At 38.1% G+C, this 16697-nt stretch carries 12 protein-coding genes; 4 read left to right on the top strand and 8 right to left on the bottom strand.

Translation table 11 applies throughout. The features are described from left to right. The first annotated feature begins 1 nt into the window (after nt 1). On the top strand, nt 2–952 hold the full coding sequence (locus tag ALPR1_RS16410) for a glycosyltransferase (RefSeq protein WP_008202374.1): 951 nt from the start codon (nt 2–4) through the stop codon (nt 950–952). Here the strand turns inward: ALPR1_RS16410 and ALPR1_RS16405 are convergent, their stop codons facing one another. From ALPR1_RS16405 to ALPR1_RS16385, 5 genes are read right to left on the bottom strand one after another with little or no spacing between them, the layout of a single operon-like run. Next, entirely contained in the window at nt 953–2224 is a 1272-nt protein-coding gene (locus ALPR1_RS16405; protein ID WP_008202373.1) for a M16 family metallopeptidase, read from the bottom strand. It abuts the gene before it with no gap. Beyond that, nucleotides 2224–3438 carry a type IX secretion system outer membrane channel protein PorV gene (gene porV, locus ALPR1_RS16400; RefSeq protein ID WP_008202372.1) on the bottom strand — a complete coding sequence of 405 codons (1215 nt, stop codon included), beginning with the start codon at nt 3436–3438 and terminating at the stop codon, nt 2224–2226. Before porV ends, ALPR1_RS16405 begins: the two co-directional genes overlap by 1 nt. Further along, complete coding sequence (gene porU / locus ALPR1_RS16395; protein ID WP_008202371.1) at nt 3435–6692, bottom strand: type IX secretion system sortase PorU; 3258 nt, start codon at nt 6690–6692, stop codon at nt 3435–3437. Before porU ends, porV begins: the two co-directional genes overlap by 4 nt. Beyond that, a complete protein-coding gene (gene pssA, locus ALPR1_RS16390) occupies nt 6689–7381 on the bottom strand; it encodes a CDP-diacylglycerol--serine O-phosphatidyltransferase (protein ID WP_008202370.1) in 693 nt (230 codons plus the stop codon). Before pssA ends, porU begins: the two co-directional genes overlap by 4 nt. Further along, the gene (locus ALPR1_RS16385) at nt 7378–8088 is read right to left on the bottom strand and encodes an MBL fold metallo-hydrolase (protein WP_008202369.1); all 711 of its coding nucleotides are present in this window, start codon (nt 8086–8088) and stop codon (nt 7378–7380) included. Before ALPR1_RS16385 ends, pssA begins: the two co-directional genes overlap by 4 nt. Between ALPR1_RS16385 and ALPR1_RS16380 the strand changes: the two genes are divergently transcribed. The 3 genes from ALPR1_RS16380 to ALPR1_RS16370 are packed head-to-tail and all read left to right on the top strand — an operon-like array spanning nt 8087 to nt 13349. Then, the gene (locus ALPR1_RS16380; protein ID WP_008202367.1) at nt 8087–9133 is read left to right on the top strand and encodes an NAD(P)/FAD-dependent oxidoreductase; all 1047 of its coding nucleotides are present in this window, start codon (nt 8087–8089) and stop codon (nt 9131–9133) included. The genes ALPR1_RS16385 and ALPR1_RS16380 overlap by 2 nt on opposite strands. A 22-nt stretch (nt 9134–9155) precedes the next feature. Further along, nucleotides 9156–12452: a biopolymer transporter Tol gene (locus ALPR1_RS16375; RefSeq protein WP_040302946.1), complete on the top strand. Its 3297-nt coding sequence runs from the start codon at nt 9156–9158 to the stop codon at nt 12450–12452. Between the two features lie 15 nt (nt 12453–12467). Continuing rightward, the gene (locus ALPR1_RS16370; protein WP_008202363.1) at nt 12468–13349 is read left to right on the top strand and encodes a YicC/YloC family endoribonuclease; all 882 of its coding nucleotides are present in this window, start codon (nt 12468–12470) and stop codon (nt 13347–13349) included. A gap of 132 nt (nt 13350–13481) precedes the next feature. On the opposite strand, the gene ALPR1_RS16365 is transcribed toward ALPR1_RS16370, so the two are convergent. The 3 genes from ALPR1_RS16365 to ALPR1_RS16355 all read right to left on the bottom strand — a co-directional run bounded on the left by ALPR1_RS16365 (nt 13482) and on the right by ALPR1_RS16355 (nt 16677). Next, nucleotides 13482–15050: an N-acyl-D-amino-acid deacylase family protein gene (locus ALPR1_RS16365; RefSeq protein ID WP_008202362.1), complete on the bottom strand. Its 1569-nt coding sequence runs from the start codon at nt 15048–15050 to the stop codon at nt 13482–13484. A gap of 132 nt (nt 15051–15182) precedes the next feature. Beyond that, complete coding sequence (locus ALPR1_RS16360; RefSeq protein WP_008202361.1) at nt 15183–15854, bottom strand: energy transducer TonB; 672 nt, start codon at nt 15852–15854, stop codon at nt 15183–15185. Nucleotides 15855–16002: 148 nt separating this feature from the next. Next, on the bottom strand, nt 16003–16677 hold the full coding sequence (locus ALPR1_RS16355; RefSeq protein ID WP_008202360.1) for an energy transducer TonB: 675 nt from the start codon (nt 16675–16677) through the stop codon (nt 16003–16005). Nucleotides 16678–16697 lie beyond the last annotated feature (20 nt).

Genomic DNA, 16697 nt, shown 5'->3' with positions numbered 1-16697 from the left:
AATGCTTACATCTGAGTCGGTTACAATCATTTGTATTTGCTTCAATCAAGAAGAATGGGTTGAGGAATGTCTGGAAAGTGTGAGGCTTCAGGATTATTCTTGGAAGGAATTAATTGTGATTGACAATGGGAGCAAGGATAAATCCCTGGATGTAATCCAAAATTGGATTAACGAGAAATCCGGGACTTTATCAGTACAGCTTATTTCACATGATGAACCTTTGTCCTATCCTGTAGCATTTAATGCTGCCTTGGGCCAAGTAAAAAGCCAATATGTGGTCGACCTTGCAGGAGATGACGTATTCTATCCAGATCATTTATCAATGTCAATAGATTGCCTAAAGCAATCTCCAGAAGCTGCCTTTGTTTTTTCAGATGCTTATATTTTGGAGGAAAGCGGACTTATTCAGACTTTTTATAAGAGGGGGAATGGAGGAGAGTTAAGAAAGCAAATTGAAATTGAGCGTATTTATGAAACCTTGGTTCAATATCATTATATCTGCTCACCGACCATTGTTTTCAATAGACCCATTTTAGTAAAAGAGGGGGGCTATGATGAGAACTTAAGTTATGAAGATTTTGATATACAGGTTCGGTTAGCAAGAGAATATCCCGTCGTTTTTTCGGATCATGTAGGGGTGTTAAAAAGAAAACACTCCGAATCACTTTCTAGCAGACAATATACTCCATACCACTCTGTAATGTTACCAAGCACGCTGCTTGTTTGTCAAAAAATCAAAGAGATGAATGAAAGTGAGAGTGAGAATAAAGCACTTGAAAAAAGATTACTATACGAACTCAAGCATGCATTATGGTCAGGGAATTTTGAAGTGGCCGAAGGCTTTATTGAGCTTGGAAAAGAGCTGGGAATAAAGAGTCTTATGTTTGGGATATATAAGATTTGGTCGAAAACTAAGCTTGATTTAGCTTGGCTATATGTTAGAATTACCTGATTAACCGACTACTATTCTCACAAAGTCTTTTTCCTTAAAGTATTTCCTTCCTATTGCTTGGATATCCTCCGTAGTGAAAGTCTTTAAATAGCCAAGTTTGTCAAAATAGAAATTGAAATCCAATCCGCTTTGATGGACTGATCTAAACCTGTCCATTAAATCAAAAGATGAACTAAAGCGGGAGAGCATTTGTCCGATCATGTAGTTCCTAACTACTTCAATTTCATCATCAGAGGTAGGCTCTTCTATTAATCTATCAATTTCTAAATAAATCTCATCGATCACTTCTTGGTAAAATGCTTTTTGAACATCTGCCGCAACTACCCAGTAGTTGATGTCACCAATTTCTCCAAGGCTAGAAAAAATCCCATAAGTATGTCCTTTATCTTCTCGGATATTTTTGATTAATCGAGAACCAAAGTAACCTCCCAGAATAGTGTTGAATACCGATAACCCAATGTAATCCGGATGCGTTTTTGGAATAGAAAGACAACCCATTCGAATACTACTTTGTACCGCATTTTCTCTTGACTCTTCCCATAATAATTGTGTTTTTGAATCGGGCAAAAGAGTTTGATTGGTAGCTTTTCTATTGGGTAGTTTCCCTAGTTTAAAGGTTAATTGTTGTAGTTCAGATTCTGAAAGCTTTCCGCTGACAAAGATCTCCATTTCCTGCCAGAGCATTTCTCGGTAATAAAAAAACAGGCGATCTTGAGTGACTTCGTCCACATGTTCCTCCAATGGTATTGTGCCATAAGGATGATCCAGACCAAAAAGAGATTGACGAAATAGCTGAGTGGCTCTAATGGAGGACTTTTCTTTCTGGAGTTTAATCCCCAATTTTTTTTGTGATTTTCGCTTTTCCAGCGCTTCCTGAGGATAAGTTGCTTCTGTAAATAGTTTTAAGAATACCTCAAGTACCGGGTTTAAGTGTGCTTTTGTAGTCAACAGGCTAAGTCCTTCATGCGAGAATGTCTGAATAGGACTAATTTCACTTGCGTGAAAATCAAAATATTCAGCCAGTTCTTCCCCATTTAGTGTGGATATGCCTTCCTGAAGCAAAGCCAAAGCAAATTCTGGGATTAAGTGTTGGGAAAGTGGGAGAGATGCCTTTTTACCTAAACCAATTACTTCAATTTTCACCACCTCCAAGTTTGGAGTGTAAGTGAAAAATAAGTTTGCCCCGTTTTCTAATGTGAGTTTTTGAGGTGGGGATAGTTCAAAATCCTCCGGAACCTTAAATTCAGGAGCTTTGGACCTGTCTAATTCCATTATTCGTTCGGAATAGTATAAAGTAAAGAGAACCTTAAAGTTTCAGCTAAAGGGTGATTCTGCTTTTGTGGAACGAGGTAAGAGAAATCAAATCCTATTCGCTTCAGGTCAAACCCTACGCCCATGGTAAAGTATTTTCTACCACCTTTGCTTTGATTTTCAAAAAAGTAACCGGTCCTTAAATTGAATTTTTCTGCATAAGTATATTCTACACCAAAAGATAATGTGATCTCCTGAATTTCCTCCGAAAACCCACCTGGAGCATCTGCGAATGAACCAAACATTCCAGAAATTAACGGGCGATTTGGGTCTTTCCCTTGAGCAATTACCAAGTTTCCATTTTCATCAGTGACTAATGATCCATCTTCATTTGTCTGATAAATTGGAGGTGAGGGTACTAATAATTTGTTGAAATCCAGAGCGAATGTGATCGTGTTCATTGGATCCAAATCAAGAGAATAAGCAGTTCCCAGTTTTAAGTTGGTGGGAATATAATCTAAGTCATCCGCACTGTTATAAGTGATTTTAGGACCAATATTGGTGATGCTTACGCCCCAGGACCAGGTGCCTTCTTTCGCTCCAGAGTAGATAGGTTTTTGGTAGTAAAGACCAACATCTGTCCCTACACTGATACCTGGTCTACTTTCGTTTCCACCAGATGAGGAAATGTTTCCAGATAGATTAGAGTGAATAAATCTTGCCGAAATACCCAAAGCAAGGTTTGAAGATAGTTTTCTGGAATAGGTACCACCAATAGCAATATCTCTGGGATTAAATTCTCCTAGTTCGTTCCCTAAACCGTCTGTCAATTGGATGTCGCCCATATTAAAATACCTCAAGTCAAATCCAAAAGTCGAAACTTCATCGATTTTGAAATAACCTGTGAGGTAACTTAAGGACATGTCATTGACCAGTTTCCCAAGCCAAGGGGAATAGGAAAGTGAAAATCCCATTTTTCCATCTACAAAAGCTAGTTTTCCAGCATTCCAATGTGCTGAATTTGCATCAGGAGAAGTTGCAACGCCTGCATCCCCCATAGCGGAGTGTCTTGAATCAGGAGCAAAATTTAAAAAAGGCACAGCTGTAGTGATCACTCTCCTCGAGGGGTCTTGCCCCGATATGATAGTGCTATTCTGAGCGAAAGTTGTAAAACTAGCCAGGGTGAAAATTAATAGGAATACTAAATCCCTTTTTCTAATGGCCTTTATTTTCATTTAATCACGATTTGACCGCTTGCTACCGCCATTGAATTATCGGTTTCTGTTTGAAGCGTTATTTTGTAAATATAAGTTCCTTTTGCGGGATATTTCGTTTGGTTTTGTAAAAATATCCATGATATGTCTTCGATCTTTGCCGCAGCGTTGATCAAACGAAATGAATCCGAATATATTGCCTGACCTGTCGTTTGAAATACAGAAATTGTCATTTGTATATTTTCTCCAGGTCGGTTATGCTCCAATACAAAGTTACTAACGTCGTTTGTTGGGTTAGGATACGTTTGGTAATTCAATATCCTAAACCGCTCACTTCCCTCAATAAGAATTTCTAAGCTCAAGATACTTTGATTTCCTAAATTATCCCAAGCTTGGATTAGAATTTGGTTTTTTCCTTCCTCTAAACCCGTGAGAAAAAAGCTTACTTGTCCTTTTTTATAGGAATTGTCTGAGGCGACAAAATCCTGATTTAAATTTATTTCTTCTCCATTATTTACCTGAATCAGAATATTACGCCCTGCAAACTGCCCAGAGATATCAATCCCTGAAGAATCTTCAAATACAAGCTCCATATTTAAAGACTTCGAGGGAAATGATTGCTTTTGAATAGCTGTTCCATTTGCAAAAACCTCAATTGCTGGGCCTTCCGAATCAATAATATCTCCAGACTCATTTGAAATAATTGCCGAGCTGTACCCGAAAGCTTCAAAGCCATTTACTTTTGACTCTTGGGCCGATAACCTGATTTTTCCTGAAATTTCAGCCTCATCAATGCCTTTTGGTAAGATAAAAGTCGATTTTATTTCCCCTTCACTGACTATACCGCTACCTCTGAAAAGAACTGTTTTGTCTTCAGAAAAAGAAAAAGGATTGTTTTCATCTCCCAAGGTTTCTGTTTCCACAGGTTTTCCTAGTATTTCCAACTCATACGTTCCTTCAAAACCAAATTGAGTTGCTCCAGTCAGTGGGTCGATCAATAATGCTTCTAGTATTACCTCTTTCGTCCTGTGAATATTCTCTAATGAATTCCCCTCTTTATCTTGTATAGAGGTGACCTCAATGCTGAGCTCAGGGTTTGCTAATTTGAGACTAGGATCTCCAATTAAAGAGAAATTTCTATTAAGAGACCCGTTCAGGCTTTGATTTTTAGTTTGTTTATAAATTTCTCCCAAGTCTTGATAAATGCCATTTTCTGATTGAAATACAGACCGAATAAAAGATTGGTTTAGCGAGAAATTGACATTGGAAAAAACAGGTCTTCCGGTACTTAACAGGCCTATGGCACCCTTATTTGGTGCAATTAATAATTCTTCCGCAGCTGAACGCAGAAATGGATTGTCATGACGCCCAAACTCGCAAGTTGCAGTAACCCATAGGGCAAGTTTTTTCTGGACAGGCCAATTTTCAATATCCTTTACTTGAAAAACTTCCTCATGGGTTAGAGTTGACTCATTTCCATGACCTATGTAATTCAATATAAGAGTGCCATCATCCAATGTTTTTTGAAGGGCGTCTTTTACTGAAAAAGAAGTTTGAGATTCACCAGCACTTGTTTGCTCAAAACGATCTAAGTAAAGTTTATTTTGATGAATCTCTGGGTTATTTTGATTTAAATAGGAGGAAAAAGATTCCGCATGTTGCATATGAACGGACTTATCTCCATCGTCGGCAAAGAAGCTAATATCTTTTTTCCAAAAACCTTGTTGCGATGAATTCTCATAGTTGATAATCTTGTCAACGACCAGGTTGGCCTCCTCCTTATTGATTATTGGTAACCTTCCAATTCCAATTTGTAGGCTTTCATCACCTGCCAACGTTTCTTCCCACATCCCTTGACCAAAATCGATCAGGGCATAATAATCGTCGGAGCTATATGATTTTAAAGGATCTAAGCTGTTTCTACTGCTATAAGTGGGGACGATGTTGGGTCTGCCTCCCAACTTTCCTTTATAATCAAAAGTGCCTTTCCCAAGGATCAAGACATTTTTTAGCGATTTGCTTTCTTGATAGATCTTTGCGATAAAATTTCGGATCCCAGTAATGTCCTTATTTCCGTAGGAAAATGAATTGTAAATATCCTTGAGAAACACCACCTCAGTGTTTATCCCAAGATTGGTTTTATGGGATTTCAGCTTATTTGCTGCAAACGAAAATTCATCGGTGGTGATGATGAGGAGAGAGGGAGACCCTAAATTTTCTTTTATTGAGACAGGAATTAATTTTTGCCGGAGAAGTTTAGGAGCTTCTGAAGGGTTAAAAACTGCTAACTTTTTGCTAGAAATTGATATTTTATCAGATTCCTTAATTCGAACTGGGTGGTAAAAGTTGCTCACATCCCAGTATTGTAAATTTGAGTATGTTTTAATGGAATAGCTACTATTCTTCCAATGGTAATAGATTCCAGGAGCTAGATCAAAACTGGAAAAAGGAATTGCTACTGCAATGTAATTCCAATAGGCCATTGCATTTAAATCTGCTGATTGAAAAGGAAAGCGAATCCTTTCCAGTCGATTTTCAGTGGGAGTAAATTCAGTATAAATGAATTCTTCTTTTCCTTTTGCACCATAAGTACTGGTGGGAATGGCATCGATCGGCAGTTCATAAATAGGCTTATCGTCTGCCAATACGGTAATTATTGAGTTAGAAACCGAACTTGCCATTAGTTTTCCAAAAAGTTTCCATTTTTCTGGATGCCCCGAATCTGTAAAGACAGAGATGGTTTTTGAGCTTCCAGGAAAAATAGGTTCGGAATACCATTCCCTGCCCGAATTGAGAATATTTTTTTCTTCTCCTTTGAAAGCTTTTAGCTGAAAAAGTATTTCTTCATTGTCTTTGGGTGTGCCTTTTATTTCCTGCTCTTCTAATAATTTCCCTTGGTGAGAAACATGAATTACATAGCTAAGACTGTCAGAATACAAATGATGCTTGTATTCCCAGCCAATTTCTTCATTTTCTTGAAATACATGAGGCCCCTCCAAATAGAAATACTTACTGCCATTTAATATAAGACTTGGGATTTCCTGGAGGGAAAGTTGACTTTGATCTAGCTTCTGCGGAAGCATTCCTGGATACCCAAAAATTGCTACTTCTTCAATTGTGGAAGCTCCAAGTTTTTTAGCCTCCTCCGCCGTAATTTGGTAAACCCCAGGCTCGGTTATTTTAAAAGTGTAAAAGTTACTTTGAGAAAAAGCAATTTCAGAGAGCGCGATGTTAAATAAGATCGCTAAACCAATAAGATTTTTGAAAGGGATCATTCCCGTTTAATTCCATTTTCTATCACTGATAAGCCAATATACGCAAGGATTATCAATGGGATGCCCGCCAAACCAAGCCAAATAAAAAGTGCTATACTGGCAAAAATCAGGATATAGCGGAAAATATTTGAAGAGAAATCGAAGGATTTAAATTTCAATGCTATTAAAGGGATTTCAGAAATCAATAAAACCGAAAGGACAATTGCTATTCCCACTAAAACCACAGGAGATGTGATAACAGTCCCGATTTTAACCCATTTTACTGCAAAATGAGGCAATGTGCTTACAAAAAGTGCTGCAGCTGGTGTAGGAACGCCAATGAATCGATCTGTTTGTCTGGTGTCAATATTGAATTTTGCTAAACGGTAAGCAGATAATAAAGGTAATACCAAGGTTAAGTATGGCAGCCAATCAATCTCAGCATTGATTTTGGCCATGGAGAAAAGTATGAATCCCGGTAAAACGCCAAATGAAACTACATCAGCCAAGGAATCTAATTGCTTTCCTAATTCCCCTTGAACTTTTAATAATCTTGCTGCAAAACCATCAATAAAATCAAAGAGAGCAGATAAAAGTATAAAATAGGCTCCCGAAATAATGTTACCATTTATGACCCAGACGATCCCTATTAGGCCGGAAAGTAAGTTCATCAAGGTGATGATATTCGGAATATGGGATTTTAGTTTCAAGACATTGCGTTTTGACCCACGAATGGGTTGTGAACTTTTTCAAAGCCAATGTTGGTTTCTGGGCCATGTCCCGGAAATACAACCGTTTGATCCGGGAGATTGAATAATTCCGATTTTATCTTTTGAAGTAAAAGCTCATGGTTGCCACCAGGTAAGTCAGTTCTGCCGATGCTCCCTCTAAAAAGGGTGTCTCCAGCAATCAATTGCTTGGAATCTGAATGATAAAATACCACATGCCCCGGTGCATGACCAGGAACAAACAAAACCTTGAGCTTTTCTTTTCCAACGGAAATAAACTCTCCTTCTTCCAAAAAGCCACTCGGTTCAGAGCCTTCATATGCTGGAAAACCGTAGTTTGACGCATAAGATTCTACAGATTTCAAAACCGGTAAATCGTCTTGGTGAATTAGTAATGGTATGCCAAACTCGCGCATAGCCCATGCATTTCCTAGTACATGATCGATATGGCAGTGGGTGTTTAGGAGTTGCTTTACCTGAAGTTTATTTTCCTGAATAAACTCCTTTAATTCTTTTTTCTCATGGGCTTCGTAGCATCCGGGATCTACCAAAGCTGCCTCCCCTGAATCGTCGTAAAGCAGGTATGTGTTTTCTTGAAAAGGATTAAATGTAAAAGTTGCAATATGAAGCATCGTATTTGTCTGGGCTAAGTCAACAAAATAAAGAATTATACCTTTAATTTGAGCCATGGAAATAGATTTTTTGCTAATCGGGCAGGGGATTGCCGGCACAGCGCTGGCTTTTAGATTAATGAAAGCAGGAAAAAAAGTCTGTATCATTGATCAACCCAAAGGAAACCAGTCAAGTAGAGTGGCGGCGGGTTTGTTTAACCCTGTCACAGGCCGAAAAATGGTAAAAACATGGAATGCAGATTTGCTATTTCCTGAGATCGAACCTTTCTATAATTTGTTAGAAGCGGAGACAGGAAGGAAATTTATCCATAAACAAAATATTTACAGGCCATTTCTTACCATCGAGGAGCAAAATGAATGGATGGGACATAGTGCTGAAGCTGGCTTTCAGGAATATTTAGAAAAAATCTACACTGAAAGTCAAGGCGAAAATTTGAATGATATTTATGGTGGTGTGATGCTTAAGAATTCAGGCTGGCTAGCTATCAATCAAATGCTTGAAGGAATGCAAGACTATTTTGGAGAAAAGTTGATTCAGGAATATTTTGATGAAAAAGAGTTGTCCAGAGAAGATGGTTTTTGGAAGTATAAAGACATCAAAACAAAAGCAATAATATTTTGCAATGGTCTTGGAGCCATGAACTCGTCTTTTTTTAATTTTCTGCCATTTGCCCCGGTTAAGGGAGAAATTTTGGAAGTAAGACAAGCCTTTTGCCCGGATTACATCGTAAATAGAGGTGTTTTCCGAATTCATTTGGGTGACGGGGTTCATCGAGTAGGATCGACTTACACCAAACATGACTTAGAGGAGGGACCCACAGAAAGTGCAAAAGAAGAAATTTTGGGAAGGTTGAAAGATTTAATCTCTTTACCAGTAGATGAAATTATTTCTCATAAAACTGGAATTAGACCGGCTACAAGAGACCGAAAACCATTTTTGGGAAAACATCCTGAGGCCGAGAGCGTTTACATATTCGATGGTTTTGGGGCCAAAGGAGTTTCTTTAGTTCCTTATTTTAGTAAATTAATGTGTAGCTTTTTATTGGAAAAAACATCCATTTCCAAGGAAGTAGACATAGCTAGGTATTTTAATTATATTTAAAAAACATCTTTCAGCAATAAGAATGCGATATCACCTTTTCAGAATATTGATTTTTGCTGGTTTATGGTTGAATTCATTTTTAGTTCTGGGACAATTTGACCAGGAAAAGTTTGGTAAAAACAGAATTCAACACCAGCAATTTGATTGGTACTATTACACTTCAAACAACTTTGAAGTGTACTATTATGATCGTGGGGGTGCCAATGCAAAAATGGCGATTGAATATTTGGAAAGTGAATTTGATCGATTGACCCAAATGATAGGCTATGTAGCCTATACAAAGCCAAAAATCTACCTTTACAACTCACCTGAAGAACTGCTTCAAAGTAATCTCAATTTGAATAAAATGGAGCTTTATGAAGAAGGGCAAACAGACTTTAACAGACTTATCGCAGAGGTTTCCTATAAAGGTGAGGTGGATAAGTTTAAAGAGGATTTAATTTATGCAACCTCAAAAATTATTATTGAGGAAATGCTTTATGGTTCTTCTGTAGGGGATGCGTTTCAGTCCAACTTAGTGAATGGATTTCCGGAATGGTATATAGATGGAATTGCTCTTTATTTGGCTTCAGGATGGAGTCTTGAAATGGATGATTTTGTCAGACATTATTTAAAAGAGGAAGATAACCCGAAACTATTGAAACTGAAGGAAAGAGAAGCGGCTTTAGTGGGGCAATCAGTTTGGAATTACATTGCTGAGCGCTATGGAAGAAGGTATATCTCGAGTATTTTAAACCTCTCCCGAATCAATAGAAATGAGGAAAATAGTATTGCCAATACAGTAGGCTTAAACTACAATTCATTCAAAGAAGAATGGAAGAAGTATTACATTACTGTTAATGAACAGGTATATAATAATTTCATTGATATTGATCAGAAAGGAGCAATTGCTTCTACCTCTCCCAAGGTGATCGGTAAAATCAACGATATCAAATTTAGTCCTGATGGGCTTAACCTGGCTTATGTGATAAATAACGCGGGTAAATACAAGGTTCAAATCCGAGAGATCAGTTCTGGAAATGAACGAACCATACTTCAGGGAGGAGCTGTTTATCAGGATCAAGAGCCGAATTATAGTAGCCCAGTTATAGCGTGGAAAGATTCTGCAAACTTGGCCATTGCATCTTTTAAAAGAGGAACGACCTTATTGAGGTTACGGTCCATCGATGGAAGTAGTCAAGACAAGATTTACTTAAGGAACATCACGCAGATCTTAAGCTTAGATTTCAATGAGTCGGGTCGGAATATGGTCCTTTCCGCTATTTCCAATGGTAAAACGGATGTTTATACTCTAAATACCAGAGGTCAAGGGAAGAGGTTGACAAATGATATTTTTGATGATTTGACCCCAGCTTTTCTGAATGATTCAACCATTGTTTATTCTTCCAATTTTACTGAGTTACCAGACTCATTGGACACCAAAAATATAAGCCTAGATAGTTTGCCTAATTTTTATAATCTCTATTTGATGGAGGTTGGGGATTCCATCGTCACCACAAAACTTACCAATACGAATAGCAAAAATATTTATCCAAGGAAACTCAATTCAAATCAAGTGGTTTTCCTCAGTGATTTGAGTGGTATCAATAACTTGATGAGGCTTAGTGTAGGTTCTCAGTTGGCCAATCAAATCTCAGGGTTTGATAAAAGCTTAGAGGTGTTTGATGTCAATAGTAGGATGAATAAAATAGCCTATGCCGTGAGAGATGGTAGGGAAAGTTTCTTGAAGATTGAGAGCTATTCAGGTGCTGATCAATTTACTCCGAGTACTCCAAGGGTACAGCTACAGCAAGCCAAGTCTCTGAATGAAAGGATTGCTGCAAGAAGGCTTATGGAAGAGCAGAATCAAAAGGAAATGGAGGCTCTTGAGCCGAAACCATCTTTGACTCTTCAGGATACTGTGAATATTATTGCTGATACGCTAAATAACGCTAAAGAGACTTCTATAAATTTAGATAGACTTCGATTCGAGTCAAAAAATGGGATTGATACTGATAATTATACTTTCGATTCTTTACCAAACCCAGTAATTGCAAAAGAGAGTAGCTCAGGTCAGACCAATAAGATTAATTTATTGGATTCATTTAGGAAGCAGAGCCTTCAAAAAAGAGTTTCTGGTCCAAGAAGAATGGAGCCTCAGTTTTTGACAAATAGTATCAATACTAGATTTGTAGTGGATCCATTGAGAGGATTTGGAGTGAGTCTGACAGGTAAAATGACAGACTTTTTGGATAATCATTCCTTTTATGGAGGGGTGATGACCACACTGGATTTTAGGTCTGGAGGAGATATATTCTTTGAATATGAATATAGAAAGAGCAGAATAGACTTTAGAGGCAGGTTTGACAGAAAAACGATACGCATTTCAGAGGGAGACATTACTTTCCAGAAGTATGTATTAACAAAAGTGGAGGCAGGATTCTCTTATCCTTTAAACATCAACGCTAGATTTACTCTAGCTCCTTTTGTAGCAAAAACGCAATATTTTAATTTAAATCCAGACTCTCTGGTTTTAGGACAAGATCCTGATCAAAACCGATTTGATGTCAATTACCTTGGGGGAAGAGCTGAGTTTGTAATAGATAGAACCACACTTTTGGGACTTTATTCACAAGTCGGTTTTAAAGGGAAAGTAGGTTATATGCAGTATCAGGCGATGAATAGGTCGTCTAGATCTTTTGGTAATTTCTATCTAGACTTAAGAAACTATCAGCGTATTCATAAAAACATCGTGCTAGCATCCAAGCTGTATGTAGGTTCATTTATGGGTAAAAACCCTCAGACTTACCTGGTGGGAGGAATGGATAATTGGTTATTTAATAAGTTTTATAGACCTCCTACCAATAGACCAGAAAGCACGCCTATCAGAAACCCAACAGGGGAGGAGAATTCCAATATTCTTTTCGCAGATTTTGTGGATTTAAGAGGCTATAAGTATGATGAGATTCGGGGAAGAAATGTTATTTCCTTCACCACAGAATTGAGGATTCCTATATTCTCCTATCTAACAAGAGGAAATATCACGTCGAACTTTATCCGTAACTTCCAACTAGTAGGATTTTATGACATTGCATCGGCATGGGATGAGTCAGCACCATGGGAGAAAGTAAATGATAGGAATACAGAAGTAATAAATACCGAAGGATCACCCTTTACAATTGTGCTGAACAATTTCAATAACCCATGGCTTCAAAGTTATGGCGCAGGATTGAGAACAGTACTTTTAAATTACTTTGTGAAATTTGATGTGGCCCAGCCTGTCAGAAACTATAAAAATGAAGACCTGATGTACTATGTGACATTGGGTATCAATTTCTAATTTTCAAAATTAATTATGATCAAATCGATGACCGGCTTTGGAAATGCCGGATTCGAGAATGAGCAGATGATGATCCATGTGGAAGTCAAGTCGCTCAACTCAAAGTTTTTGGATCTTTCCATACGTAGTCCAAAGCAATTTTCTGATAAGGAACACGAAATTAGAAATGTGGTCCAAGGTGCTCTTGACAGGGGGAAAGTCAGTGTGAATATTGAATTCTTGTCTAAGGGTTCCAAGGAATTGCCAGTTTCCATAAATGAAGAATTGTTTGCCACTTTTTATCAAAAATATTCTGCCATGGCTGAGTCTGTTGGCAGTAATAGTGATGATGTATTTAAGTTGGCACTTCAATCTCCAAATGTGATCAATAATGTAACGGCTGACGATAAGAATGAAGCCGAGGAGTGGAATCAAGTAAAAAAGGTTCTTTTGGAAGCCTTGAAGAATTGTGATTCTTTTAGACAAGATGAGGGAAATTCATTAATGGAAAAACTTGTCGGAAATGTTGAATCCATAGCCAATGGGTTAGAGAAAATTTCACAAGAGGAGGGGACCAGAAAAGAGCGAATCAAAGGCAAAATCAAAAACCATTTTAATGAATGGCTGGATGAAAATTCATTTGATGCGAATCGTTTTGAACAGGAATTGATCTATTACTTCGAGAAGCTAGATATTACAGAAGAGATTGTCCGTTTAGATACCCATTTGAAATACTTCTCTAAAATCATGAAAGAAGATAAGAATCAGGGTAAAAAATTAGGCTTTATCAGCCAGGAAATTGGCAGGGAAATAAATACAATTGGTTCTAAAGCAAATGATGCTGGTATTCAAAAGCATGTCATTCTGATGAAGGATGAGCTGGAGAAAATCAAAGAGCAGTCCATGAATGTTTTATAAATAAAACTAGAGACTACTTCAATGGTGGTTTTGTCACAATTAGCGGAGTGTAAGACTAGCTTTCTTGAAAATGCTTAGACTTACACTTCGCTTTTCTGACTATTAAAGGACTTTTGGAACATTGACTTTATTTTATTGATTGTTTTTCCGGATCACTTTACCGGAAAATTTTCCTGTTAACTCTCCATTTTCTACTTCTATGTCCCCATTTACTAACACATATTCTATTCCTTCAGGATATTGATGCGGGTCAGTAAAAGTTGATTTATCAATTACTGTCTCTGGATTGAAAATCGTGATATCTGCAAAATATCCTTCTTTTATAAATCCTCTTTGTTTCAATCCAATTCTTTGAGCTGATAGCCCTGTCATCTTATGAATAGCTGTTTGTAAGGTGATAACCTTCTCTTCGCGAACATAGTGCCCTAAAACCCTTGGGAAGGTCCCATAGGCTCTGGGGTGTGGATGTCCATTTCCAGGTTGAGAAAGTCTGCCATCTGATCCGATCATGGTCATAGGGTGCTTCATGATATTTGCCACATCTCCCTCATCCATGGCATGGTAAATTGTTCCGGTACCACCATTTAACTGAGCTTGAATTACAAGCTCAGCCCCATTTTCTATCGTATTTTCTAAACCTTCTATTTCCAGCCAATCATGCAAAGTTTTGCCTTCTAGGTTTTCATCCCAACTAACTCTTGAAAATTGAATTCTCCTGAGATCTCTTCCTCCTCGGTCATTTAAGATATTAAATATGATGCCTGCCTTGATACTGTCCTTTAAAGCAGGTTCTTTCACTCGTTCTTGAAACTTATTTCCTTCCATCGCCCAACTGGGGATTAGAATGCTAATTCCCGTATGGCTAGCGGCATAAGGGTATTGATCCATCATGATGTCTAGACCTACACTTCGGGCAGAATCTACCAATGCTAGTGTTTGTGAACTTGCACCCCACATTTTAATACCCATTGCTTTGTGATGTGTTAAGACTACAGGTATAGAAGCATCTTTTGAAATTTGAATGGCCTCTTTGACAGCATCAATTAGGCCTAATCCTTCTTCTCGAAGGTGGGAGGTGTAAATTCCATTGTTATCACTTGCCACTTTTGATAGTGAAATAACCTCATCAAGTTCTGAGAATGTTCCAGGTAAATATTTCAAACCAGTGGAAATACCAAAGGCTCCTTCATCCATTGCAGTTTGTACAATGTTTTCCATTTGGCTAAGTTCTTCTGCGTTAGGTGAGCGGTCTTCCATTCCCAAGACAGTTCTCCTAATGGTATTATGCCCAATGAGGTACCCAACATTGATTCCTAAGCTTAGTTTATCAAGACTGTCTAGGTAGCTTCCAAATGGCCAGGGACCGCCTCCATCTGGTCCACCCAAAGCAAATGTCACTCCCTGTCTCAATAAACTTTCTGCAGAGGGCAATTCCATAATAGGCTCCAAATGTGTGTGCATATCGATGAATCCAGGAGCTACAGCTAAACCAGAAGCATCAATGATTTTTTCTGAATTCGCATCCTTTAAATCGCCTATTTGCTGGATTTTTCCTCCGGTAATCCCTAAATCCATCTGGCTCGGATTATTCCCGGTGCCATCGTAAACTGTCCCATTTAAAATTATTAAGTCAAAAGAGTTTTGTTTTTTGCTACAGGAGAGAAGACATAAAAGCAATAGAGATAAAAGGATGTTTTTCATGGTGGAGCTTTGCTTCGTTGTAATCTTATAATTTATGGAATTTCTTCTTAGGAGTTGTGATAGAGCGAAGCAAAAAAAAAAGACCATGTTTTCACTAACATGGTCTTTGGTATTCAAATGAATGAAATTGGTTTAGTTTAATCTGAATCGAATAGGCATAGTCATTCTTGACCTGACAGGTCTATCGCTCATTCTTCCTGGATTCCATTTTGGTGAGTTTCTGATGACATCCATTGCTTCTTCATCACATCCACCACCAATAGTTCTCACAGCTTCAATATCTTGAATACTTCCATCAGTATTTACGACAAACCTGACGATCACTGTTCCTTCAATCCCCATTCTTCTTGCTTGTGTGGGGTAATTAAGATTTTTCTTGAGGTATTCGTACCATTTTTCCATACCTCCTTTAAATGATGCTTGAACTTCCACAAATTCTCTAATCTCGTCAGGGATATCGTCCACCGGCGGTTCAGATATTATAATTTCTGCAGGAGCTGGTGTATCCTCAATGTCGAAATTAACCAGATCGTCTAATTTATCCACCTCGATATCATCATCCACCGCTTCAATTTTTGGGAGCTCGAGAACTGGTGGGGGAGCAGGAGGTTCTTGAATTGTATTAGGGATATCCAATAAATCCCATGTGTTTTCCTGACTGGATAAATCTTTCACGAATACACGTTCATAAGATTTCCATTCAAAAGCTACTAAAACAGCAGCTACGCTAAGCATTAAGCCCAGATTAAAAATCATTCCGGACAATTTTCTCAGATCCGATTTAGGGGTCTTTTTGTATTCCATGGCTTTTGTTTGTTTAGGTAAAAATGATTTCCTAAGAAGTTAACTACTTCTATTACAAGAGCCTACTAGAACAACATCTTTTAACTAATTAAAAAGTTGTTAAATTTTGAGCAAAAAAAAGACCCGATTGCTCGGGCCTTCAATTTTATTAGCTCAGTTTAAATCTGATTGGAAGTCTCATTCTTGTTCGAACAGGTCTACCTCTTTGTTTACCTGGCTCCCAGTTTGGAGCATTCGAAACTACCCTAACTGCTTCCTCATCACAACCTCCGCCGATACCTCTCAAAACGTCAACGTCTTGAATAGATCCATCGGTGTTTACAACGAATACTACAATTACAGTACCTTCAATACCCATTCTTCTTGCTTGAGTAGGGTACTTAAGGTTTTTACTTAAATATTGATTCCAACCTGACATACCACCTGGAGGAACTGGTTGATTCTCTACTACGTCAAAAATTTCATCAGCTTTTTCCTCTACAGGAGCTTCAGCGATTACTACTTCTTTAATAACAGTTTCCTCTTTCACATCCACATCAAAGTTTACTTCGATTTTTTCTTCGATTTCAACTTCATCTGGGATTTCCTCGATGATTGGCTGCTCTACTGGTGGTGGTGGTGGCGGTGGCTGCTCTGTGATTGGAATATCAATCAGCTCTTCGAAATTGTCTGTCACCTGACCAAGGTCTTTTAATGCACCGTCGTCATATGACTTCCATTCAAAGGCAGCAAGTGTAGCGCCTACAGCCACTGCTAAACCAAGATTCAGGAACATTCCTGATTTTTTGGTTAGATCAGCCTTCGGAGTCTTTTTTGCTTCCATGGTGAATTAGTTTATACAGG

The sequence above is a fragment of the Algoriphagus machipongonensis genome (assembly GCF_000166275.1).
GTDB lineage: Bacteria > Bacteroidota > Bacteroidia > Cytophagales > Cyclobacteriaceae > Algoriphagus > Algoriphagus machipongonensis.
This window is presented reverse-complemented; position numbering and strand designations above follow the sequence as displayed.